21 protein-coding genes are annotated in these 22,153 nt (G+C 70.4%); 16 read left to right on the top strand and 5 right to left on the bottom strand.

Going from position 1 to position 22,153, the window contains the following annotated elements:
- Window positions 1–172 precede the first annotated feature (172 nt).
- From HQQ78_RS12050 to HQQ78_RS12035, 4 genes are all read right to left on the bottom strand, one after another.
- Window positions 173–781: a hypothetical protein gene (locus HQQ78_RS12050; protein WP_173153510.1), complete on the bottom strand. Its 609-nt coding sequence runs from the start codon at window positions 779–781 to the stop codon at window positions 173–175.
- Complete coding sequence (locus HQQ78_RS12045) at window positions 778–1,500, bottom strand: hypothetical protein (protein WP_173153507.1); 723 nt, start codon at window positions 1,498–1,500, stop codon at window positions 778–780. The genes HQQ78_RS12050 and HQQ78_RS12045 overlap by 4 nt, the downstream gene beginning before the upstream one ends.
- Window positions 1,497–2,609 carry a hypothetical protein gene (locus HQQ78_RS12040; protein ID WP_173153504.1) on the bottom strand — a complete coding sequence of 371 codons (1,113 nt, stop codon included), beginning with the start codon at window positions 2,607–2,609 and terminating at the stop codon, window positions 1,497–1,499. Before HQQ78_RS12040 ends, HQQ78_RS12045 begins: the two co-directional genes overlap by 4 nt.
- Before the next feature lie 137 nt (window positions 2,610–2,746).
- Window positions 2,747–3,034 (bottom strand): hypothetical protein, encoded by a 288-nt coding sequence (locus tag HQQ78_RS12035; protein ID WP_173153501.1) that lies wholly within the window; start codon window positions 3,032–3,034, stop codon window positions 2,747–2,749.
- 241 nt (window positions 3,035–3,275) lie between these two features.
- Between HQQ78_RS12035 and HQQ78_RS16430 the strand changes: the two genes are divergently transcribed.
- From HQQ78_RS16430 to HQQ78_RS11960, 15 genes are all read left to right on the top strand, one after another.
- On the top strand, window positions 3,276–3,683 hold the full coding sequence (locus tag HQQ78_RS16430; RefSeq protein ID WP_173153498.1) for a flagellar FlbD family protein: 408 nt from the start codon (window positions 3,276–3,278) through the stop codon (window positions 3,681–3,683).
- Window positions 3,684–3,685: 2 nt separating this feature from the next.
- A complete protein-coding gene (locus HQQ78_RS12025) occupies window positions 3,686–4,531 on the top strand; it encodes a motility protein A (RefSeq protein WP_056043640.1) in 846 nt (281 codons plus the stop codon).
- On the top strand, window positions 4,528–5,574 hold the full coding sequence (locus HQQ78_RS12020; protein WP_173153494.1) for a flagellar motor protein MotB: 1,047 nt from the start codon (window positions 4,528–4,530) through the stop codon (window positions 5,572–5,574). The genes HQQ78_RS12025 and HQQ78_RS12020 overlap by 4 nt, the downstream gene beginning before the upstream one ends.
- A gap of 126 nt (window positions 5,575–5,700) precedes the next feature.
- On the top strand, window positions 5,701–6,648 hold the full coding sequence (locus tag HQQ78_RS16425; RefSeq protein WP_056043639.1) for a flagellar motor switch protein FliM: 948 nt from the start codon (window positions 5,701–5,703) through the stop codon (window positions 6,646–6,648).
- A complete protein-coding gene (fliN, locus tag HQQ78_RS12010; RefSeq protein ID WP_173153491.1) occupies window positions 6,645–7,370 on the top strand; it encodes a flagellar motor switch protein FliN in 726 nt (241 codons plus the stop codon). The genes HQQ78_RS16425 and fliN overlap by 4 nt, the downstream gene beginning before the upstream one ends.
- A 2-nt stretch (window positions 7,371–7,372) precedes the next feature.
- Window positions 7,373–7,969, top strand: coding sequence for a flagellar biosynthetic protein FliO (locus HQQ78_RS12005; RefSeq protein WP_173153488.1), 597 nt, complete (start codon window positions 7,373–7,375; stop codon window positions 7,967–7,969).
- Window positions 7,966–9,003 carry a flagellar type III secretion system pore protein FliP gene (fliP, locus tag HQQ78_RS12000; RefSeq protein ID WP_371740455.1) on the top strand — a complete coding sequence of 346 codons (1,038 nt, stop codon included), beginning with the start codon at window positions 7,966–7,968 and terminating at the stop codon, window positions 9,001–9,003. The genes HQQ78_RS12005 and fliP overlap by 4 nt, the downstream gene beginning before the upstream one ends.
- Window positions 9,003–9,278: a flagellar biosynthesis protein FliQ gene (gene fliQ, locus HQQ78_RS11995; protein ID WP_043596053.1), complete on the top strand. Its 276-nt coding sequence runs from the start codon at window positions 9,003–9,005 to the stop codon at window positions 9,276–9,278. Before fliP ends, fliQ begins: the two co-directional genes overlap by 1 nt.
- Window positions 9,279–9,287: 9 nt before the next feature.
- Window positions 9,288–10,040 carry a flagellar biosynthetic protein FliR gene (locus tag HQQ78_RS11990; RefSeq protein WP_255350769.1) on the top strand — a complete coding sequence of 251 codons (753 nt, stop codon included), beginning with the start codon at window positions 9,288–9,290 and terminating at the stop codon, window positions 10,038–10,040.
- A 1-nt stretch (window position 10,041) separates the two neighbouring features.
- Window positions 10,042–11,307, top strand: a complete 1,266-nt coding sequence (locus HQQ78_RS11985) for an EscU/YscU/HrcU family type III secretion system export apparatus switch protein (protein ID WP_173153485.1) — start codon at window positions 10,042–10,044, stop codon at window positions 11,305–11,307.
- Window positions 11,304–13,355: a flagellar biosynthesis protein FlhA gene (locus tag HQQ78_RS11980; RefSeq protein WP_173153482.1), complete on the top strand. Its 2,052-nt coding sequence runs from the start codon at window positions 11,304–11,306 to the stop codon at window positions 13,353–13,355. Before HQQ78_RS11985 ends, HQQ78_RS11980 begins: the two co-directional genes overlap by 4 nt.
- 1 nt (window position 13,356) lies before the next feature.
- Window positions 13,357–14,586 (top strand): hypothetical protein, encoded by a 1,230-nt coding sequence (locus HQQ78_RS11975; protein WP_173153480.1) that lies wholly within the window; start codon window positions 13,357–13,359, stop codon window positions 14,584–14,586.
- Window positions 14,587–14,714: 128 nt separating this feature from the next.
- Window positions 14,715–14,963, top strand: a complete 249-nt coding sequence (gene csrA / locus HQQ78_RS11970; RefSeq protein ID WP_056043620.1) for a carbon storage regulator CsrA — start codon at window positions 14,715–14,717, stop codon at window positions 14,961–14,963.
- A 351-nt stretch (window positions 14,964–15,314) separates the two neighbouring features.
- The gene (locus HQQ78_RS11965) at window positions 15,315–16,025 is read left to right on the top strand and encodes an ABC transporter ATP-binding protein (RefSeq protein ID WP_173153477.1); all 711 of its coding nucleotides are present in this window, start codon (window positions 15,315–15,317) and stop codon (window positions 16,023–16,025) included.
- A complete protein-coding gene (locus tag HQQ78_RS11960) occupies window positions 16,022–17,500 on the top strand; it encodes a hypothetical protein (RefSeq protein WP_173153474.1) in 1,479 nt (492 codons plus the stop codon). The genes HQQ78_RS11965 and HQQ78_RS11960 overlap by 4 nt, the downstream gene beginning before the upstream one ends.
- Here the strand turns inward: HQQ78_RS11960 and HQQ78_RS11955 are convergent.
- Entirely contained in the window at window positions 17,439–18,296 is an 858-nt protein-coding gene (locus HQQ78_RS11955; RefSeq protein WP_123571300.1) for a spermidine synthase, read from the bottom strand. The genes HQQ78_RS11960 and HQQ78_RS11955 overlap by 62 nt on opposite strands.
- A 320-nt stretch (window positions 18,297–18,616) precedes the next feature.
- Between HQQ78_RS11955 and rpoB the strand changes: the two genes are divergently transcribed.
- Window positions 18,617–22,108, top strand: a complete 3,492-nt coding sequence (gene rpoB, locus HQQ78_RS11950) for a DNA-directed RNA polymerase subunit beta (RefSeq protein WP_056043614.1) — start codon at window positions 18,617–18,619, stop codon at window positions 22,106–22,108.
- Window positions 22,109–22,153 lie beyond the last annotated feature (45 nt).

The raw sequence follows: 22,153 nt of genomic DNA, 5'->3' as shown, positions 1-22,153 counted from the left end.
GAGTCCTGACGCCCGGAGGCCACGAACGCGGCTATCGCGCCTTGTTCCTCCAAGGTCGTCCGCAGTCCGGCAAGCGGATGCGAGTCATCGGGAGGCCCCTGGCCCGCCACGCCGAAGAGTGGTCGCCAGAAGGATGAGTGATGGATGGTCAATTCCAGGTCTCGGTCGGGTCTCATGCACTCGCCGCCGCGACGACAGGGGGAGCCCAGAGCGACCAGATGATGATGCCAAGAAGGACCGCGGCGATCATGGTCAGGGAAACGGCGATGACGAGGGTCGCCCAAGGGTGTCGTTGTGGGGGCGACAGCATGCCTGGTGCGAGGGCGTCTGCTTCTGCTGGGCTCAGCAGGCCATTGCCGTTGGAGTACCTGAGGGGAAAGTGGCGCGCGATCCGTTCCAGGTCAGGGGTGGCCCAGTAGGCACCCGTCAGCCGCACGATTGGCTGCTTGCCCCGTCCCAGGATGAGACGAAGAACGGGTCGAGGACCATCCACAGTGGCGAAGATTCCGGCCGTCGGACGAGTCCTAGGGACATGTCGAGTCAAGAAGAAGCGCGAGTAGCTCAACCCGTCGTCGTGCAAGACGACGCGGGTGGTCACCATGTAGAGGCCGATGCCGCCGAGAACGAACACCAGGACGACTGCGGCAAGAGCCCAGCCCACCGCCGAGTCCCGGACGGTGAACGGGATGAGGCTCGTCGACCCGCCCGAGATGACGGCGTTTCGTGCGTAGTGGCGCCATCGTGGCCGTAGGACGAATGGCGTCGACATCGCCCGGCTCACGAGCCGGCCTTACTTTCAGCTGAGGTCGACGAAGGTCGGGTTCTGGCCGGCATTGTCCAGCGGAAAGCACGCACGATGTCATCGGCGTGGGCGAGTTGCGGCGAGAGAAAGACTCCACCCGTCGCGATGAAGGTCATGAGGAGGACACAGTCGCGCCGCTCGGGAACGTCAACGATGTAATGAACTCGTGCCGTTTCGAGGGGCTCCTCGAGCGCTTGGCGTTGCTCGGATGCAAGGTCTGTCGTGCTGGCGATTCCCCGGCGTGCAAGCGCGAGTTCAGCCGTCCTGGCCCACTGTGCGGCGCTTTCCGTCCATCGATCCAGGACTCGTGCGACGTCGCCCTGGCTGGTGCTCATGGTGCTGACCAGGCTCGTTGGCCCGGCGAGGGAACGAGCGACCTCGACATTCAGCGAGACGCCTGAGCGAGCCTCGTTTGTCACCACGGGCACGACGGACAAGCACATAGGGCCCATCGATGGCCCGGCGGTCGACGAGAAGACGAAGAGGTCGAGGACGCCGTCCTGCTTTGCCTGCGAACAAATCGCCAGATAGGTGTTCTTTGCACGCCGACGGGCCAGAACCGTGTTTCGCGCGTCTCGTTGGCGACTCAGCGATGTCACCCCGTCGAGGAATCGCTCGATCTCGCTGTCGAGATCGATTGCGAGGTTCAGGCGACCCCACCCGTGCGGAAACGTGAAGGCATACCCCGCGGACGTCACAGCGACCCCACATGGATTTTCGTCTTCTCGGTCCAGTAGGTGCCCGCCGCGATGTCGGCTGCGTCCTGCCCGGCCGACACCAGCGACTTGACGTTTTGACCTGCACCCAGCAAACCGTTCGTGAGGGCTGAAACGACGCCGGGAGCAAACAGTTCGCGTGCCTTCGGCCCACCCGCGGCCAGGCGGCGCATCGCGAACATCTCGGCGGCCCCACCCAGGAGCAGATTGTCGAGGCTGGTGACAAGGGGGTTCCTCGCCACCGCGTCGAGTCGCTCGGCAACGGCTTGCCGCTCCGCGAGCCGGGCCTGTTTTGCGGCCTTGGTGGGAACCCCGGCAAGTGCGCGAGCGCTGACCGAGTCGATGATCGATCGTCGCATCCCCGATGTGGCCACCAGTGCTCCCTTGGCAGCCCCCAAGCCGACGATCGAGAGGCCGACGCCGAGGAGTTCGGTCCCGACGTCCGCAGGGGTTGCGTCGCCCGCACTGGCCTGAGCAAGGGTGATGACGAGGAGGAGCACGGCAGCCGCTATTCCGATGCCCAGAGCGAAGGGGCCGATTATCGGTACGAAGCTCAAGACGGCCAGCACCGGCCCGAGCGCGTTCAGGACGTCCTTGATCGCCCCCAGCACCCCGCGGGCGTCGTGCACCACCTGCTTCACCCCGTCCCACCACGTGTCGCGCAGCTCGTCGTCACCCGCCAGGCGGATGGCCGCGATCGCTTGGTCGTTGAGGGCGCCGTACTCGCCGTCCGTGTCGCCCCCGGTGCCGACCACGCGGGTGATGACCGCCTTCGCGTCGGCGAGGTCGGTGTCGGCGAGGTCGACGGCCCGCGTCCGGGCGGCCTCTTGCCGGTCGATCTCGAACGGGTCGGTCTCGCCGGGGACGACGTACTTGTCGGCCGTGCGCCGCGCCTCCTTCGTCTCGTCGGCGTCGAGGCGCGCGGCGTCCGCCTGGCGCTGGAGCTCTTCGAGGCCGTCCGCGTAGGTGTCCAGCGCCGTGGCGAGGTCGAGGTAGCGCTGCTTCGCCTTGTCGATCGCGTCGGCGAGCGGTTCCGCCGACGTCGTGAAGGTGCGGCCCGACTCGGAGTCCCACCCCTCGGCCTTCGCCAATCGACGCAGCCGCCTCGACTGGGTCTCGATCGAGGTGCCCGTGGCCCGCGCCGAGGTGGCCGACGACCGGATCTCGGTCGGATCACCGGGCACGGGGTCGGACGCCAGGTCGAGCGGGCTCCAGTCCCACGGGCGGCTCATGCCGCACCCGCCGTGTCGGTCGGGGTCAGCGCCGCAGCCAGCTCGTCCTCGGCCTGCGTGAAGCTCTTCGCCGCGCCCTCGGCCATGGCGCCGACCGCCGCGATCGACTCGAGCATCCGCTCGCGCGCGATCGCCCAGTCGTCGGCGAACGCCGTGACGGCCTGTTGCAGGCGTGGCGAGCCGACGCCGTCACCGGAGGCGCCGGCGCTGCCCGACGACAGGTCGGTGTGCAGGGTCTGGAGGTCGCGCGCCAACGTGGCCAGCGCCTCCAGATCGATGTCCATGTACTGCGCCACGGCGGTTTCCCCTCGTCGATATGAGCAATGTCACACACCATACCGACTGTTCGGCCCACCGCGACCTGCCTGTGGAGAACCCTGTGCCCCCTGAGATGGGCGGATCGGCCCGCGACCCGCACCTAACGCCCCGCCACCCCCGGCCGATAGTCACCCGTAGCCGCTCAGGACGAGCAGCGACACCTGCCCCCACGGACGGAGGCAGGAGACACAGACCTAGGACGGGCCGATGATCGTCGTCACGCGACTCAACGACAGCAGATTCGCTGTCAACCCTGACCTCATCGAGCGCATCCACGAGACGCCCGACACGGTCCTGATCATGGTCGACGGCGCCAAGTACGTCGTGACCGAGCCGATGGCCGAGGTCATCGAGATGATCGCCCGTTACCGGGCCCGCATCGTCTCGCTCGCCTACGACGAGCCGTCCGCCACCGCGCCGACGGCCCAGGCGCTCGGCAACCGCACCTCCACCGGTCCGCAGCTCGGCATCGTCCGAGGCTCGTCGGGTGCAGGAGGCGCGGGTCGCGTCACCGAGTTCCGTCCCGCCGTGCAGGCTCCCGCCGTCCACGCGCCGACCGCGCCGTCCGTGCCGGCTGCGCCGGCCGCATCGGCCGACACCACGCAGGGACGCTGACCGTGGATCCCGCAACGATCATCGGCATCGTCCTCGCCCTGGGTGCCCTCTTCGGCATGATCCAGCTCGAGGGCGTCAGCATCGCCGGGCTGCTGTTGCCCGCCCCGATCATCCTCGTCTTCGGCGCCACCATCGGCGTCGGCATCGCCGGCACGACGATCAAGGACGCGATCCTCAGCTTCAAGAAGATCTCCCGCGCCTTCACCGGCAAGGTCGTCCCTCCGCAGTCGGTCATCGACGGCGTCGTGTCGCTCGCCGAGAAGGCCCGCAGCGAGGGCCTGCTCTCGCTCGAGCAGGAGGCCGAGAAGCTCGACGACCCGTTCATGAAGGGCGCCCTGCAGAACATCGCCGACGGCACCGACGGCGAGGAGCTGCGCATCCTGCTCGAGGACGAGATGGAGTCCCGTCTCGCCGCCGACCGCACGGCCAGCAAGTTCTTCATGAGCCTCGGCGGGTACGCCCCGACGGTCGGCATCGTGGGCACGGTCGTCAGCCTCACCCACGTGCTCGAGAACCTCGCCGAGCCCGACGAGCTCGGCCACATGATCGCCGCGGCGTTCGTCGCGACCCTGTGGGGCCTGCTCACGGCGAACTTCCTCTGGCTGCCGCTCGGCGCGCGCCTCAAGAAGCTGGCCGACCTCGACGAGCTGCGCATGACGCTGCTGATGGAGGGGGTGCTGGCGGTCCAGGCCGGAAGCCAGCCGCGCCTACTCGGCGAACGCCTCAAGGCCATGGTGCCGACGCACGCGCTCGACGGCGGCGACGGCAAGGGCGGCAAGGGTGGCAAGGGCGCCAAGGCCAAGGCCGGCGCCAAGACCGGTGGCGACGACCAGGGGCTGGCCGCATGAGCGGGGCACGCGGCGGTCGCAAGAAGAAGGGGCACGCCGAGGACGAGCACCCCGACGAGCGCTGGATGGCCTCGTACATGGACATGATCACCGTGTTGATGTGCATGTTCATCGTGCTGTTCGCCATGTCGAACGTCGACCAGGACAAGTACATCGCCCTGCGCAACTCGCTCGCGACCGGCTTCGGCCAGACCGACGTGGGCAAGGTCGACACGGCCTCGGGCACCGTCGTGAACGCCGCCGACGTGACGAAAGAGGGCAAAGGCTACTCGTCGGGCGACGAGACCGACCTGAGCAAGGCCGCCGCCTCGGGGGAGGCCCAGACCGCCGAGCAGGCCGCCGCCGCCACGGTCGCGGCCCAGGGCGAACTGGACGACCTCACCGCCATCAAGGCCGCGATCGCCGCGAACCTCGAGGGCTCGGGGCTCAGTGCCGACGTCGAGTTCGCCGTCGACGCCCGGGGCCTGACCGTCCGCCTGATCGGCTCCGAGACCTTCTTCGGCACGAACAGCGCCGACCTCAGCGGCACGGCCGTGAACGTCATGAACGCCATCGGGCCGGTGCTGAAGACCTCGGGTCACGACGTCTCGGTCGAGGGCCACGCCGACCAGCGCAGCTCGACCGCGCCCTTCGCGACCAACTGGGAGCTCTCCTCCGCCCGCGCCACCCAGGTGCTGCGCGACCTCGTCGAGCGGGGCGGCGTGGGTGCGGACCACATCCAGTCGGTCGGCTTCGGCTCGTCGCGTCCGCTCAGCACCGGCACGACCGACGCCGACCTCGCGTCGAACCGCCGGGTCGACATCGTCGTCCTGTCTAACCAGTCCGACACGGTGAGTGCGCTGCTGCCGCAGCTCGAGCAGGCCGCCGCCGCCGCAGGAGGCGCGGTGACCGACGGTCGCAACCCCACCGTCCAGCAGGCGGCCGACACCTCGACCACGGCCGAGTCGGGTGACGCGTCGACGGCGGACGCCGCGGTCGAGACGAAGACCGAGACGAAGACCGAGAAGAAGACGGAGAAGAAGGAGGAGTCCTCGGGCCACTGACCCCCGACGGGCCCCTCCGGCCCGGGAGCGCGACCCCGCGCCGCAGCACGACGACGGCAACCCAGTCCGGGGGGTACGACCGATCCTGGGCTAACGCCCAGGTGGGGCGGGCCGATAGCTCCGTCCGTGACACTCCTCGACGCCCCGACGGGCAGCAGCGCACCGACCTCGACGGTCGGCTCGTCGACGCGCCCGCAGAAGACCGTCGAGGTCTACGACTTCCGCCGTCCGACGACCCTCGCCCGTGAGCACTCGCGCGTCCTCGAGCTCGCCTTCGACACCTTCGCGCGGCAGTGGGGCACCCAGCTCACCGCCAAGGTCCGGGTGCTCTCGCAGGTGACCTGCGACCAGGTGCAGATGCTCACCTACGACGAGTACGCCTCGTCCCTGCCGCCGACCACCGCCATGGTGCTCTGCACCCTCGAGGGCGTCTCGGCGAAGGCCGTCATCCAGTTCCCGTCGTCGGCCGCGCTCACCTGGGTCAGCCACATGCTCGGCGCCGTCAAGCCCGCCACGCTGCCCGAGCGCACCTTCACGCCCATCGAGCAGGCCCTCGTGCGCCGCCTGATGGACGACGCCCTCGACGACCTCCGCTACTCGTTCGGCACCATGCTCGCCGACCCGATCAGCGTCGGCGGGTTCCAGTACAACTCGCAGTTCGCCCAGGCCGCCCAGAAGTCCGACCTGATGATCGTCGCCTCGTTCGAGATCCGAGTCGGCGAGCGCGTCGCGCCCGGCACGGTCGCGATCCCCGCCGACGTCCTGCTGTCGCAGCTCGGCGAGTCCAACCCGACGATCGACGCCGCCGACGCCCGCGACCTGCTCGGCGCCCAGCTGGCCTCGGTGCCGGTCGGCGTCTCGCTGACCTTCGCCCCCGCCGCGGTGCTGCCGAGCGTCGTGCTCGGGCTGGCCGTCGGCGACCTGCTGCCGCTTCCCCACCCGCAGCACCGCCCGCTCGAGATCAGCGTCGACGGCCAGCCCGTCGGCCGTGCCGCCGTCGGAGCCGCCGGCTCCCGTCTGGCCGGCATCGTCGTCTCCACCTCCCTGACCGGCACCGAAGAAGGAACCTCATGACCGGCACGACCATCACCCTGCACACCGCGGCGGTCGAGGCGCTGGTCGCCCAGCTGCCGACGCCCACGCCCCTGCGTGCCGTGGCCGTCGACCCGGCCTCCGCGCACGGCCTCCGCCTCGCGGGCCCGTCCGTCGTGGTCACGTCGTTCGTCGGGTCGGTCTCGGCCGACACCGCGGTCCTGCTGGCCGACATGGACCAGCTCGCCGCCGCCGCGGGCACCGACAACCCGATGGTCTCGGTCTCGGACGTCCTGCGTCCCGCGCTCGAGGCCGCGACGGGCGTGCTCGGCACCGGCGTGCTCGGCGAGAGCCGTCGCGAGTCGGCCGACGCGCTCCTGACCGACCCCGAGACGGTCGTCTTCGAGCTGACGGCCGCGGGTCAGCCCGCCGGCTGGTTCGCCCTGCGCCTCCGCGAGACCGGCACGATCGGCGGCTCGTCGCCCGTGGCGCCGACCGTGGGCACGGTGTCGACCGGCAACCTCGGTCGCATCAACAACGTCGAGATGGCCCTGACGGTCGAGATCGGCCGCACCCGCATGTCGGTCCGCGACGTCCTGGGCCTCGAGCCCGGTGCCGTCATCGAACTCGACCGCTCGGCCGGCGCCCCCGCGGACGTCCTGCTCAACGGTCGCCTGATCGCGCACGGCGAGGTCGTCGTGGTCGACCAGGACTACGCCGTCCGCATCACCAAGATCCTCGACGTCGCCGACGGCATCGCCTGATCGTGGACACCGTCGTCGTCGGCCTGCGGGTCGTCCTCTCGTTGGGCGTCGTCCTCGCCCTGCTCTGGGTGCTGCAGAAGCGCCTGGTGAAGGGCGGTCGTGCGGGCTCCCGTGCCACGTCGCAGGTCTCGGTCGTCGCCCGTCAGGGCGTCGGCGCGAAGGCCAGCGTCGTGGTGGTCGACGTCGAGGGCGAGCGTCTCGTGCTCGGCGTGACCGAGTCGTCCGTGACCGTCCTCGCGGCCGCCGACCGTCCCGTCGACGCCGGCGCCCTGACGCTGGTCCCCGAGCCCGAGGAGTCCGCGACCGAGTCCGTCACGCAGGAGGCGCGGGTCACGTCGATCGCCCCCGTCGCGTTCGCGTCCGTCCTCTCCGCCGAGGGCGCCGCGGCCCGCGACGAGCTGCCCGCCCGCCCGGCCGACGCGACCCCCGTCGAGTTGCTGCGCCCCCGCGGCGCCGCCCGCCGTGCCGCCGTCTCGCGTCCTCGTGACCTCGACGCCCGTCGTCGCGGTCGCACCGCCAAGTCGATCGAGGGCTCGATCCTCGCACCCGACACCTGGCGTCAGGCGGCCGCGGCCCTGCGCAGCGGACGAGCCGGATGACCGGCCGCCGGTCGTCCGCGTCCCCGACCCGCCCCTCCTTCGCGTCCGCCCTGCGTCGCCTCGCCCGCCCGACGCTGCGGGACGGCCTGCACGGGGCCCCCCTCGGCCGCTCCCTGGTGGCCGCACCCGTGCGCTTCGCCGACACGCGCTTCGCCCGGGCCGTCGTCGTCACGCTGCTCGCGCTCGTCGTGGCGTCCGCCCTCGTCATGCTGATCGGTCAGCAGGCGAACGCGGCCCCCGTCTCGCCGACGGCCCCCACCGCTCCCACCGCCCCGGCCACGGACGGCACCGACGCCACCACCGGCACGACCCCCACCGACTTCACCGACACCGACCAGACCACGTCGGACGGCACCGGCTCGGGCGGCCTGAACATCGACATCAACGGCCCCGACGGTGCGCCCAGCCAGGCCGTCGTCACCCTGATCGGCATCACGCTGCTGAGCGTGGCTCCCGCGCTGCTGCTGATGATGACGTCGTTCACGAAGATCTTCGTGGTGCTCGCGATGACGCGGAACGCGCTCGCGCTGCCGTCGATCCCGCCGAACCAGGTGCTCGCGGGGCTGGCCCTGTTCCTGAGCCTGTTCATCATGGCTCCGATCCTGACCCACATCAACACGGACGCCGTGCAGCCCTACCTCGACGGCCGCCTCGACCTGCAGGGCGCGATCGACGCCGGCATCGCGCCGTTGCGGGAGTTCATGCTCGCCCACACCCGCGAAGAGGACCTCGCGCTGATGACCCGGTCGGCGAACCAGCCGAACCCCGACAGCCAGGCCGACGTGCCCATGCTGACGCTCATCCCGTCCTTCATGATCAGCGAGCTGCGCGCCGCGTTCATCATCGGCTTCGTGATCTTCATCCCCTTCCTCGTCATCGACCTCGTCGTCAGCGCCGCGCTCATGTCGATGGGCATGATGATGCTGCCGCCGGTGATGATCTCGCTGCCGTTCAAGATCCTGCTGTTCGTCCTCGTCGACGGCTGGGGCCTCATCATCAAGAGCCTCATCGAGAGTTACCAGGTGGGTGCCTGATGGATTCCAACGCCGTCCTCGACCTCTCGATGCAGGCCCTGATCATCACGGGCAAGCTCGCCGCGCCCGTGCTGATCACCTCGCTCGTCGTCGGTTTCGCGATCTCGCTCCTGCAGTCGATCACGCAGATCCAGGAGGTCACCCTCTCGTTCGTGCCGAAGGCCGTCGCCGTCGGCATCGCGCTCATCGTCACCGGACACTGGATGATCAGCGAGATGGTGTCGTTCACGACCATGGTGTTCGACCGCATCCCCCAGCTGCTCAGCGGCGGGTAGGGACGCACCGTGTCGTTCGACCTCAGCTGGCTCGAGGCCACCCTCCTCGCCGCCGTGCGCATGACCGCGTTCCTCGTGATCGCGCCTCCGTTCTCGTACCGGGCCTTCCCGGCGAGGGTGAAGGCCATGCTCGGCATCGGGCTCGCGCTCGCCGTCGCGCCCCGCGTCGCCCCCGGCTACGTGTCCCTCGAGACGGGACCGTTCGTCATGGCCCTCGTGCTCGAGCTCGTCGTCGGCGCCGTGCTGGGCTTCCTGGTGTTCGTCGCCTTCGCCGCGGTGCAGGCGGCCGGCAGCCTGATCGACCTCTTCGGCGGCTTCACGCTCGCCCAGGCGTTCGACCCGCAGTCGATGGTCAACGGCGCGCAGTTCACCCGCTTGTTCCAGATGACCGCGCTCGCCCTGATGTTCGCGACCGGGGGGTACCAGCTGATCATCGGCGGCCTCACGCGGTCGTTCGACGCCGTGCCGCTCGGCCTCGGCATGGACCTCTCCCGTCCGGTCGAGCTGCTGACGACCGGCGTCAGCCAGCTCTTCCTCTCGACCATCCAGATCGCCGGGCCGCTCTGCGTCGTGCTGTTCCTCGCCGACGTCGGCCTCGGGCTGCTCTCCCGCGTCGCGCCGGCCCTCAACGCCTACGCGATGGGCTTCCCGCTCAAGATCCTCATGACGGTCATGCTGGCCGGCGGCGTCTTCCTCGCCCTGCCCGGCGTCGTGGCCTCGTTGACCGGCGACGCCGCCGACATGCTGCTGGGGGTGGGCTGACATGGCGGACGACTCCGGCGAGCGCTCCGAGGCCGCGACCGCGAAGCGGATGAAAGAGGTCCACTCGAAGGGCCAGCTGTCCCGGTCGCAGGACCTCAGCGCCTGGGTGGGCGTCGGCGCCGCCGCCGTGATGATCCCCTCGACCATCGAGCGCGCCTCCTCGGCGGGCGTCGACCAGATGTTCTCGATCCGCCAGGCCATCACGCACCCCGACTCGGCGACCGTGGTCACCGAGCTGATGCAGGGCGCGGGTTCGATGGGGGCCACGATCGGGCCCATGCTGGCCGTCGTCGGCGTGGCCGTCCTCGCGACCGCGATCGTGCAGGGCGGCGTGCACATCAAGCGCATGACCGGCAACTACGAGCAGTTCAACCTGCTCAACGGCCTCAAGAACACCTTCGGCACGCAGGCGCTCTGGAACGGCGCGAAGGCGTTGATCAAGACGACCGTCGTCGGCCTCGTGCTCTGGTTCGCGATCCAGGGCCTGATGCCCGTGCTCATGAGCGGCGGCGGCCTCAGCGTCTCGGCCGTGCTCGAGGAGGCCAAGGCCGGCACCGGCATCCTGATCAAGGCCGCGATCGCGGCCGGCCTGCTGCTCGCCTTCGCCGACGTGTTCGTCGTCATGCGCCGCAACCGCAAGAAGACCCGCATGACCAAGAAAGAGGTCAAGGACGAGAACAAGTCGAGCGACGGCGACCCCCTGGTCAAGTCGCAGCGGCGTTCCCGTCAGCTCGCGATGAGCCGCAACCGCATGATCGGGGCCATCGCCGACGCCGACGTCGTCATGGTGAACCCGACCGACTACGCCGTGGCGGTCAAGTACGAACCCGGCAAGTCGGCTCCGCGCGTCGTCGCGAAGGGCGCCGGCACGGTCGCCGCCCGCATCCGCGAGCAGGCCACCGCCGACGGCGTCCCGCTCGTCGTCGACGTCCCGCTGACCCGAGCGCTCCACGCCGCCTGCGGCCTGGGCGAGGAGATCCCCGTCGACCTCTACACGCCGGTCGCCCGGGTGCTCACCTTCGTCATGGCGCTCAAGGCCCGCGGCACGCTGAAGGGGACGCACACGCCGCCCCGCGTCACCACGGCCGACGAGGTGGCCGGCGTCCTGGCTCCCGAGTCGCTCGAGGCCGACGCCGTGCCCCGCCGCCTCCGCATCGCCCGCGAGGCCGCGACCGGCACGACCGGCGCGACCTCCGCACCGTCCCGCACCGCGCCTCCTGCGCTCTCCCGCTCCGTCCGCCCCGCCACCCCTGGAGGCACCCGATGAAGTCCACCCTGCCCAAGCTCGCCGTCCCGGTCGGCATCGTCGGCATCGTGCTGCTGCTCGTCGTGCCGGTGCCCGCGCCGATGCTCGACGTGCTGATCATCCTCAACATCCTGTTGGCGCTGGTGATCCTGCTGACGACGCTGTTCGTCAAGAAGCCGCTCGACTTCTCGGTCTTCCCGTCGCTGCTGCTCGTGGCGACGCTGTTCCGCCTCGGGCTCAACGTGGCCTCGACGCGCCTCGTGCTCGGCGACGGCTTCGCCGGCGACGTCATCGCGGCGTTCGGGCACGTCGCCGTGAGCGGCTCGATCATCATCGGCTCGGTGATTTTCCTGATCCTCGTCGTGATCCAGTTCGTGGTCGTGACCAAGGGTGCCGAGCGCGTCGCCGAGGTGGGCGCCCGGTTCACCCTCGACGCCATGCCGGGCAAGCAGATGGCCATCGACGCCGACCTTAACGCGGGCCTCATCACCGACGAGGTCGCCAAGCAGCGTCGCGCCGACGTCAGCGCCGAGGCCGACTTCTACGGCGCCATGGACGGTGCGTCGAAGTTCGTCAAGGGTGACGCCATCGCCGGCATCATCATCATCATCATCAACCTGGTGGGCGGCATCGCGATCGGCGCGCTGCAGAACGGCATGGCCATCGGCGACGCCCTCTCGCACTACGGACTGCTCACCATCGGCGACGGCCTGACCACGCAGATCCCCGCCCTGCTGATGGCCGTCTCGACCGGCATGATCGTCACCCGCTCGGGCGCCGACACCGAGATGGGCGCGCAGGCCGCGTCGCAGCTCGGCCAGTCGCGCATCGCGCTCGCCGTGGCCGGGACCGCCGCCATCGGCATGGGCTTCATCCCCGGCATGCCGATCGTCGCGTTCCTGCTGATCGGTGGGGCGCTGCTGCTCGTCGCCTACCGGCTCGGCGTGGCCGCCAAGGCCGAGGAGGCGCGCGCGGCCCTCGCAGAGCAGCAGGCGGCGGTCGTCGCCCCCACCGACACGACCGACGACCTGCTCGAGCAGATGCGGGTGCACGCGCTCGAGATCCTGCTCGCGCCCGACCTCGTCGACATGGTCGGGGGAGCGTCGGACGACCTGCTCGGCCGGGTCAAGGCCCTGCGTCGCAAGATCGCTGTCGACCTCGGCATCGTCGTGCCGCCCGTCCGCACCCGGGACAGCGTCGACCTGCCGCCGGCCACCTACTCGATCCGCATCGCGGGCGTCGAGGCCGGTCGCGGTCAGGCGCCGGCCCGCTCCGTGCTGGCCCTCGGCGACGCGCTCGACGGCCTGCCCGGCACCGCCACGGTCGAGCCGGTCTTCGGCCTCGCCGGCAAGTGGGTTCCCGCCGAGATGCGCCACAGCGCCGAGATGACCGGCGCCACGGTGATCGACCGCGTCTCGGTGCTCGTGACGCACCTGTCGTCGATCATCGCCGACAACGCCGCCCGACTGCTGACCCGCGAGGACGTCCGCGTGCTGACCGAGGGCGTCAAGCAGGTCAACGCCCCGGCCGTCGACGACCTCGTGCCGAACATGCTGTCGCTCGCCGAGCTGCAGTGCGTCCTCCAGGGCCTGCTGTCGGAGCGCATCCCGATCAACGACCTCGCGCGGATCTGCGAGGGGCTGACGCTGCGGGCGAAGGTGTCGACCGACCCGGAGGGACTCGTCGAGGCGGCCCGCGCCTCCTTGGGCCCCGCGCTCACGGCGCAGTACCTCGACGGTCGCGTGCTGCGGGTCATCATGATCGACCCGACCCTCGAGCAGTCGATGCTCGAGGGGCTCCGACCGAGCGACCAGGGGACGCAGATCCTGCTCGACGGGCACCGGGTCGAGCAGGTGCTCGGGTCGCTGCGCGAGGCCGTGCAGTCGGTCGAGACCCAGGGTCTCAGCGCGGTGCTGGTCTGCGCCCCGGCGTTGCGACCGGCCATCCACCGGCTCGTGTCGGCGCAGCAGAACGGCCTGCCGGTGCTGTCGTACCAGGAGGCCACCGCCGCCGGCTCGACCATCGAGACCGTCGGCGTCGTCCGCGCGACCGACTCGATCGTGGCCTGAGATGCCGACCACGATCGTCATGACCGGCGAGACGCTCGACGGGCTGCGCCGCGAGGTGCGGGCGACCCACGGGGCCTCGGCGCGCATCGTCGCGGCGCAGAAGGTGACCGTCGGGGGAGTCGGCGGCTTCTTCGCCCGCAAGCACTACGAGGTCACCGTCGAGGTGCCCGACCCCGCGATCGACCTGCCCGTCGCCCGGGTGCGCATCACGACGCCGGTGCCGGCCGAGCGTGCGGGCATCGCGGCGTTGCTGGCGTCGGCCGACGAGGCCGAGGACGCCCTGCAGGCGGGGGCTCCGGCAGCCCGGGCCGCCTGGTCGGCGTCGCTGGCCGCGGGGGACGCGGCCGCGACGGCGGCGACGGCGGCGACGCCCGCGCGCGACGGCTTCGACGACGTGCTGACCGGTTCGGCCGCGCCCGTCAGCCCGCGGCGGGCCGCCCGCGCCGCTGCCGCCGCCGCGACGGGCCCCGGCGGGGCCTCGGCCTCGCCGTCGAGCGCAGGAGGCGCGGTGCCGGTCGCGTCCCCGGCCGACGTCTCGACGCGCACCGACGCGTTCGCCTCGATCATGGACGACCTCACCTTCAACGGCATCGCTCCCGCCGCCGGTGCCGCCGCCGGTGCCGCCGCCGGCCTCGGAGCCGGTGTCGCGGCGACGGGCCAGGGCCCCACCGCCGTCGCCGACGGTGACGCCGCCGACCCCGACGCGCCGCACGGGGCCGCTCCCCGTCGGACGGCGGCGTCGCTCGCGGCCGCTGCCGACGCCCTCGCCGCGCAGGCCCGGGCCGTGGCCTCCCCGGGCGTGCCGCCCGCCCCCGACGTGTCGCGCGGGGCAGGCGACCTCGTCGTGGTCGTCGGCCGCCCCGGCGACGCCTTCCGCGTGGCCGCCCAGATGGCGTCGACCTTCGGGCTGCGCTCGGTCGATGTGTCGGATCGCCGGAGCGGCATCCTGGCCCGGGCCACCGGCGTGCACGAGAACTCGGCCGTCGTGACGGCCCTCGCCTGGGACGCGGCCGCACCCGCCGCCCTCGAGGCGATCGCCGCCGACCAGGTCTGGGTCGCGGTCGACGTCGGGCGCAAGCACGACGACACGGCCCGCTGGGTCGAGGCCGTCCGAGCGGTCGCGCCCGTGGTCGCGGCCGCCGTGGTCGGCGAGGACGACACGGCCACCCCGGGCACGGTGCACCTGCTCGGGGTGCCGGTGGGCTGGCGCGAAGGAGGCGCGACCCGCTGAGTCGCGCCTCCTCCGGTGGTCGTCCTCCCGCGGTCGCGCCTCGGGGCCGGTGTCGTCCTGCGATCCCCGACCCGCGCCTCCTGCCTGTCGTCGTGGCCGGTGCGCCCCGCGCTCGGTAAGCTGGTCCGATGCTGGTGCTGACACGCAAGGTCGGAGAACGCATCGTGATCGGCGACGACATCGTCATCACGGTGCTCGACTCCCGTGGCGACGGCGTGCGCATCGGGATCGACGCACCGCGCGGGGTCAAGATCCAGCGCGAAGAGGTCATCAAGGCCGTGACCGAGGCCAACGTCGAGGCGTCGAAGGCTCCCGACGACGCCGAGGCTCGCCTGCGTGCCGCCCTCGGCGCCCCGGCACCTCGCGCCGACCAGTAGTCCCGCCGCCCGGCCCCCTCCGCAACTGGCCCGGGCCGCTCTGGCCTCGTGCCGCGGCGCGCTCGTGCCGCCCCGCCGCCGTGCCCTCACGCCGCCACGAGATGGACACAGCGCCACCTTTTCGCCTGGCGTCGTGTCCACATCGTGGCGGGTTGCCGGAGAGAACCGCAGCCTCTAACGGTTCTGACATTGCAGATAAGAATGTTGCTACCTTCGTCGCATGCACGAAAGCCGCCTCCGATGTCACTCGCCAGCTGCCACCGACCACGTCGCCGGCGAGTCGGCGAGGTCGACGATCCTCGATGCCCTGCCCGACTACCTGTTCCTCCGCGGGGGCGCCAGGTGACGGCGGTGTCGCTGTGGGGGGTCGGCCACGACGTGGTGGACACCAAGGGGGCGCGGCGCCCCGTCCTCGAGCAGATCTCGTTCACCGTGGCGAGGGGCGAGACCGTGGCGCTCATGGGGCCCTCCGGGTCCGGCAAGTCGTCGATCCTCGGGTGCGTGGCCGGGCTGCAGGACTGTTCGACGGGTCGCGTCGACGTCCTCGGTGGCGACATCCAGGCGCTCGACGCCGCAGGCCGTGCGTGGGTCCGGGCTCACCACGTCGCCCTCCTCCTCCAGGGAGACGACCTCCTGCCGGCTCTGACGGTCCGGGAGAACGTCGAACTCCTCCATCGCATCCGCGGCGAGAGGCCCCCGGCCGACGTGATCGACGACGCCCTTCGTCGCGTCGGACTCGCCGACAGGTCCGACGAACTGCCCGAGGGTCTGTCGGGTGGCGAGAGGCGCCGGGTCGCACTGGCCCGGGTCGCCGTCCAGCCGCCTCACGTCACACTGCTCGACGAACCGACCGACGGGCTCGACCCGAGATCGGTCGACGCCGTGGTCCAGATGATCCGCATCCGTGCCGGCGCGGCCGTCCTCGTCGTGACACACGATCCGAGGGTGGCGTCCGCTGCCGATCGCGTCGTGTTCATCGACCGGGGCCGAGTGCGCCATGACGTGACCGGTCCGACTCCGGAGGGGCTCGAGGCCATCTTCCGTTCGGCTGGCACGGCATGACGGTCTGGCTGGCCTGGAGGTCGATCCGTGCAGACCCCCGGGCGGCCCTCGCCGCCACGATCGTCGCCTTCGTCTCGACCTCGGCCCTGACCTTCGCGCTGGGACTCGCGGTCTCATCGGGGATCACGCGGTGGGTCGAGCCCGATCCGTTGGACGCCGACGTGAGCCCGGTAGTCGTCGCCACGGCGATGGCGACGGTCGTCGTCCTGATCCGCGTGCACGCACTCGCCGTGCGAGGCGACGAGGTACAGAGCGCCCTCCTGTCGACCGCAGGGCTGGGTCCGGGGCACGTCGTTCGTCTCGCGCTCGCCCGGGCAGGGGGCTGCGCCGTCCTCGGGTCGGTGTTCGCCGCGCCACTCGCCCACGTCCTCGTCCTGGTGCTGGTCCGTCCTGCCCTCGACGCCGTCGTCCCCTCGTTCGTGCTGCTGGTCGGCGGCAGCCTGTCGTGGACGTGCAGCGCTGCGTCCGTCGTGGGGCTGTCCCTGCTGTCGACGCGCTCGGCAGCCTCCAGGGCTTCCACGCGCCTCCCGGCTCGGGTCCTCCGCGGCGAGGGGGCGGATCACACGGTGGTTGCCGCCCCGCCCGCAGGTCGCATCGGCGCCGTCGCCGCGATGTGGCTCGTGTTCGTCTTGCCCGTCGCGGCCCTCGTCCTCGTCTGGGACGGGCTGACGGCGGCCGTCACGTCCGGCGCGGAGTTCTTCGACCAGGCCGACGTCGCCGCGTTCTCCGAGCTCGCGTTCTTCACGCCTGCCCTTCGGTTGCTCGCGCTGCAGTCGACGGCGGGTGTCGTGTCGGTCGCCAGTGTGGTGCTCCTGTACCCGTCCTTCGTGCCCTGGTTCGTCCGCCGATGGACACGGCTGGTGCCCCCTGGCAGAGGAATCGTCTGGCGGATCACGCAGGCCCGGGCCGTCCACGGGACCGTGTCCGCCGTGTCGACGACGGTGACCGTCGGCGTCTTCGTCGGTCTCGTCATGGCGACCGGGTCGGCACTCGACCTGGCCGTCATGCTCGGAGTGTCACCCGCCGGAGCCTCGGGGCCACAGTGGCGTCAGACGGCTCTGGCCCTCGGGCCTGCATCGGCCGTGGCGCTCGCGGGTGCGGCCGCCTCCACCTTGCTCCGCGGCCCTCGCCGCGACCCCGACCGACTCCACTTGTCCGCACACGGGGCGCGACCCGCCGTCGCCCGACGGATCGCCCTGGCAGAGGGGTTGGTCGTGGTCTTCACGGCCACACTGCCCGTCGGACTCGTCGTGGCGACGACGACGGGTTTCTCGCTCGCGCTCGCCGTGTCCACCGGGGTGCAGGTGACCCCCACCCTGCCCGACGTCGTCCCCGTCGTCGTCGCGACGGCCCTCGCCGCGGCCGCCGTCGTGGGCGCCACGGGGGCGGCCCACTGGCTCGACCGGGGCGTCGTCAGCGCGCCCCGAACACGCTCCGTGACGGCTCGGGCGAGGGCACGGCCGTCGCGTCGGTGACGACGGGCGCCCCGGCGACGAAGTCGCGCAGCTCACGGCCGTGGACGACCTTGGCCGGCAGCGGGTCCGACGAGTAGAGCCGGGGCATGCGGTCGGTCGGCAGCGGCGACGGCGAACCGATCAGCACGACGTTGCCGAAGCGACGGCCCTTGAGCGTCGCGGGGTCGGCCACGGCGACGACGTGCTCGAACACGGTCGCGAGGGTCGACGCCTGGCCGCGGGCGAAGGCCAGCCCCGCGCCGTCGGCCGAGTTGACGATCAGCATGCCGGTCGGCGACAGGAACTCGGCCGCCGCCGTGTAGAACTCGAGCGACGTGACGTGGGCGGGGATCTGCGAGCCACCGAACACGTCGACGATCAGCAGGTCGACCGTGCCGCGCAGTCCGGCGGGCAGCTTCACCATGACCTCGCGGGCGTCGCCGTAGCGCACCCGGATCGAGGCCCCCCGCGGCAGCGGCAGGGTCTCGCGCACCAGGGCCACGAGGTCGGCCTCGAGCTCGATCACCTGCTGGCGCGAACCCGGTCGGGTGGCCTCGACGTAGCGCGGCAGGGTCAGGGCGCCGGCGCCGAGGTGCAGTGCGGTGACCGGCCCCTCGGGCAGCAGGTCGACGGCGTGCCCGATGCGCCGGACGTACTCGAAGGCCAGGTGCGTCGGGTCGTCGAGGTCGACGTGCGACTGGGGCGTGCCGTCGACGACGAGGGTGTACGAACCGGGGCGGTGCCGGTCCTCGTCCACGCGGGCGAGACCCGCCCCGATCGAGATCTCGACGGGCGGGTCGTCGTGCTGTGCGGCCATGCCCCAAGCCTCCCATCCCGGGGACGAGGAGGCGCGCGCGGCCCTCGATCCCGTGGAATGCCTGTGCATGCGCCCGGGTTATACCGAAGCTCGGGCGAAAGGTCAACGACAGGGCTTGCCAGGCGTGTCCGGGGCGACCTAGTATGGACCTTTGCGCTCCCCGTGCGTCCTGTCGTCATATTGCGGTCGACAACGTCTCGAGACACCCACCCCCGAATATGACGGCGGGGTGGATGGTGTCCGCCGGGTAGGGCCGTTCACTCACTCACCACATACTGTCCGACAGTGATGACCCGACGGGGTCCACGGAGGTTACTTCCTTGGCTGCTGCGAACAACGCATCCACCAACTCACCCAAGAACGGTCGCAACGCATCGCGGCTCTCGTTCGCCAAGATCACCGACACGCTGACGGTCCCCGACCTGCTGGCGCTCCAGACCGAGAGCTTCGACTGGCTCGTCGGCAACGACATCTGGAAGGACCGCCTCGCCGAGGCGACCGAGCAGGGTCGCACCGACCTGGCCCTCCACTCGGGCCTGGAAGAGATCTTCGAAGAGATCTCGCCCATCGAAGACCTCGGCGAGACCATGCAGCTCTCGTTCACGGCCCCCGAGCTCGAAGAGCCCAAGTACACGATCGACGAGTGCAAAGAGCGTGGCAAGACCTACGCCGCGCCGCTCTACGTGAACGCCGAGTTCATGAACCACCTCACCGGTGAGATCAAGACCCAGACGGTCTTCATGGGCGACTTCCCGCTCATGACCGAGCGTGGCACGTTCATCATCAACGGCACCGAGCGTGTCGTCGTCTCGCAGCTCGTCCGCAGCCCGGGCGTCTACTTCGAGCGCGCCTCCGACAAGACCAGCGACAAGGACATCTACTCGGCTCGCGTCATCCCGAGCCGTGGTGCCTGGCTCGAGTTCGAGATCGACAAGCGCGACCAGGTCGGCGTGCGCATCGACCGCAAGCGCAAGCAGAGCGTGACCGTCTTCCTCAAGGCCCTCGGCCTGACGAGCGAAGAGATCATGGAGGAGTTCAAGGGCTTCGCCTCGATCGAGGCCACCCTCGAGAAGGACGCCATCCTCACCAAGGAAGAGGCGCTCAAGGACATCTACCGCAAGCTCCGTCCGGGCGAGCAGGTCGCTGCCGAGGCCGCGCGTGCGCTCCTCGACAACTTCTACTTCAACCACAAGCGCTACGACCTGGCCAAGGTGGGTCGCTACAAGATCAACCGCAAGCTCGGCATCGACGCGCCCCTGGGCGACTCGGTCCTGACCGTCGACGACATCGTCGCGACGATCAAGTACCTCGTGTCGCTGCACGCCGAAGAGAAGTCGATGAACGGCACGCGCGACGGCGAGCCCGTCCAGCTGCGCCTCGACGTCGACGACATCGACCACTTCGGCAACCGTCGCATCCGCGCGGTCGGCGAGCTGATCCAGAACCAGGTCCGCACCGGTCTGTCGCGCATGGAGCGCGTCGTCCGTGAGCGCATGACCACGCAGGACATCGAGGCGATCACGCCGCAGACCCTGATCAACGTGCGCCCCGTCGTCGCCGCGATCAAGGAGTTCTTCGGCACCTCGCAGCTCTCGCAGTTCATGGACCAGAACAACCCGCTCTCGGGACTGACGCACAAGCGTCGTCTGAGCGCGCTCGGCCCCGGCGGTCTGTCGCGTGAGCGCGCCGGCGTCGAGGTCCGCGACGTCCACCCCTCGCACTACGGCCGCATGTGCCCGATCGAGACCCCTGAAGGCCCGAACATCGGCCTGATCGGCTCGCTCGCGTCCTTCGCGCGCATCAACTCGTTCGGCTTCATCGAGACGCCCTACCGTCGCGTGGAGAAGGGCAACGTCACCACGACGATCGACTACCTCACCGCCTCCGAAGAGGACGACTACGTCGTCGCCCAGGCGAACGCGCCCCTCGACGACAAGTTCGACTTCGTCGACGACAAGGTGCTCGTCCGCAAGAAGGGCGGCGAGGTCGAGCTCGTCGACAAGGCCGAGGTCGACTACATGGACGTCTCGCCGCGCCAGATGGTGTCGGTGGCCACGTCGCTGATCCCGTTCCTCGAGCACGACGACGCGAACCGCGCCCTCATGGGTGCGAACATGCAGCGTCAGGCCGTCCCGCTCGTCCGCAGCGAGAGCCCCCTCGTCGGCACCGGCATGGAGGGCTACACCGCGATCGACGCCGGTGACGTCGTCACCGCCGACGCCGCGGGCGTGGTCTCCGAGGTGTCGGCCGACGTCGTCACCGTCCAGCTCGACGACGGCGGCACGCAGGACTACTACCTGCGCAAGTTCGACCGCTCGAACCAGGGCGCCAGCTACAACCACCGCGTGATCGTCGACGCCGGCCAGCGCGTCGAGGTCGGCGAGGTCATCGCCGACGGTCCCGCGACCGAGAACGGCGAGCTCGCGCTCGGCAAGAACCTGCTCGTCGCGTTCATGCCCTGGGAGGGCTACAACTACGAGGACGCGATGATCCTGTCGCAGAACCTCATCAAGGACGACACGCTCTCGTCGATCCACATCGAAGAGTACGAAGTCGACGCCCGCGACACGAAGCTCGGCAAGGAGGAGATCACCCGTGATCTCCCCAACGTCAGCCCCGACCTGCTGGCCGACCTCGACGAGCGCGGCATCATCCGCATCGGTGCCGAGGTGCGCCCCGGCGACATCCTCGTCGGCAAGGTCACGCCCAAGGGTGAGACCGAGCTCAGCGCCGAAGAGCGCCTGCTGCGCGCGATCTTCAACGAGAAGAGCCGTGAGGTCCGCGACACGTCCCTGAAGGTGCCCCACGGCGAGCAGGGAACGGTCATCGGCGTCAAGGTCTTCGACTCGCAGGACGGCGACGACGAGCTCGGCTCGGGCGTCAACCAGCGCGTCGTCGTCTTCATCGCCCAGAAGCGCAAGATCACGGCGGGCGACAAGCTCGCCGGTCGTCACGGCAACAAGGGCGTCATCTCGACGATCCTGCCGGTCGAGGACATGCCGTTCCTCGCGGACGGCACGCCGGTCGACATCATCCTCAACCCGCTGGGCGTCCCCGGTCGGATGAACTTCGGCCAGGTGCTCGAGATCCACCTCGGGTGGATCGCGGCGCAGGGCTGGAACGTCGAGGGCGTCCAGGAGTGGGCGAAGAACCTGCCCGAAGAGGCGCTCAGCGCCGCTCCCGGCACGAAGGTCGCCACCCCGGTGTTCGACGGTGCCGCCGAGCGCGAGATCGAGGGTCTGCTCGACTCGACCCTGCCGACCCGCGACGGTGAGCGTCTGATCGGTTCGTCCGGCAAGGCGCGCCTGTTCGACGGTCGCTCGGGTGAGCCGTTCCCGAACCCGATCTCGGTCGGTTACATGTACATCCTGAAGCTGCACCACCTCGTCGACGACAAGATCCACGCGCGTTCGACGGGCCCGTACTCGATGATCACGCAGCAGCCGCTGGGTGGTAAGGCACAGTTCGGTGGCCAGCGCTTCGGTGAGATGGAGGTCTGGGCCCTCGAGGCCTACGGCGCCGCGTACGCGCTGCAAGAGCTCCTGACCATCAAGTCGGACGACATCCTCGGCCGCGTGAAGGTGTACGAAGCCATCGTCAAGGGCGAGAACATCCAGGAGCCCGGCATCCCCGAGAGCTTTAAGGTCCTCATCAAAGAGATGCAGTCGCTCTGCCTGAACGTCGAGGTCCTCTCGGCCGACGGCCAGACGGTCAGCCTGCGCGACACGGACGACGAGGTCTTCCGTGCCGCCGAAGAGCTCGGCATCAACATCTCCTCCCGCTTCGAATCGTCGAACGTCGACGAGATCTAAGCCCCCTTCCCACAACGACACGTCGATACATCTGACAAGGGATTA

Origin of the sequence: Frigoribacterium sp. VKM Ac-2859 (assembly GCF_013204925.1) — a bacterium.
Taxonomy (GTDB): Bacteria; Actinomycetota; Actinomycetes; order Actinomycetales; family Microbacteriaceae; genus Frigoribacterium.
The sequence above is the reverse complement of the archived record's forward strand: the minus strand, read 5'-3'. Positions and strand labels throughout refer to the sequence as shown.

Bases quoted from the DNA above. Each gene is read 5' to 3' on its own strand.
- HQQ78_RS12035 (WP_173153501.1), bottom strand. From the start codon at position 3,034: ATGGACATCGATCTGGAGGCGCTGGCCACGTTGGCGCGCGACCTCCAG.
- HQQ78_RS16430 (WP_173153498.1), top strand. From the start codon at position 3,276: ATGATCGTCGTCACGCGACTCAACGACAGCAGATTCGCTGTCAACCCT.
- HQQ78_RS12020 (WP_173153494.1), top strand. From the start codon at position 4,528: ATGAGCGGGGCACGCGGCGGTCGCAAGAAGAAGGGGCACGCCGAGGAC.
- fliN (WP_173153491.1), top strand. From the start codon at position 6,645: ATGACCGGCACGACCATCACCCTGCACACCGCGGCGGTCGAGGCGCTG.
- fliP (WP_371740455.1), top strand. From the start codon at position 7,966: ATGACCGGCCGCCGGTCGTCCGCGTCCCCGACCCGCCCCTCCTTCGCG.
- fliQ (WP_043596053.1), top strand. From the start codon at position 9,003: ATGGATTCCAACGCCGTCCTCGACCTCTCGATGCAGGCCCTGATCATC.
- HQQ78_RS11985 (WP_173153485.1), top strand. From the start codon at position 10,042: ATGGCGGACGACTCCGGCGAGCGCTCCGAGGCCGCGACCGCGAAGCGG.
- HQQ78_RS11980 (WP_173153482.1), top strand. From the start codon at position 11,304: ATGAAGTCCACCCTGCCCAAGCTCGCCGTCCCGGTCGGCATCGTCGGC.
- HQQ78_RS11975 (WP_173153480.1), top strand. From the start codon at position 13,357: ATGCCGACCACGATCGTCATGACCGGCGAGACGCTCGACGGGCTGCGC.
- csrA (WP_056043620.1), top strand. From the start codon at position 14,715: ATGCTGGTGCTGACACGCAAGGTCGGAGAACGCATCGTGATCGGCGAC.
- HQQ78_RS11960 (WP_173153474.1), top strand. From the start codon at position 16,022: ATGACGGTCTGGCTGGCCTGGAGGTCGATCCGTGCAGACCCCCGGGCG.
- HQQ78_RS11955 (WP_123571300.1), bottom strand. From the start codon at position 18,296: ATGGCCGCACAGCACGACGACCCGCCCGTCGAGATCTCGATCGGGGCG.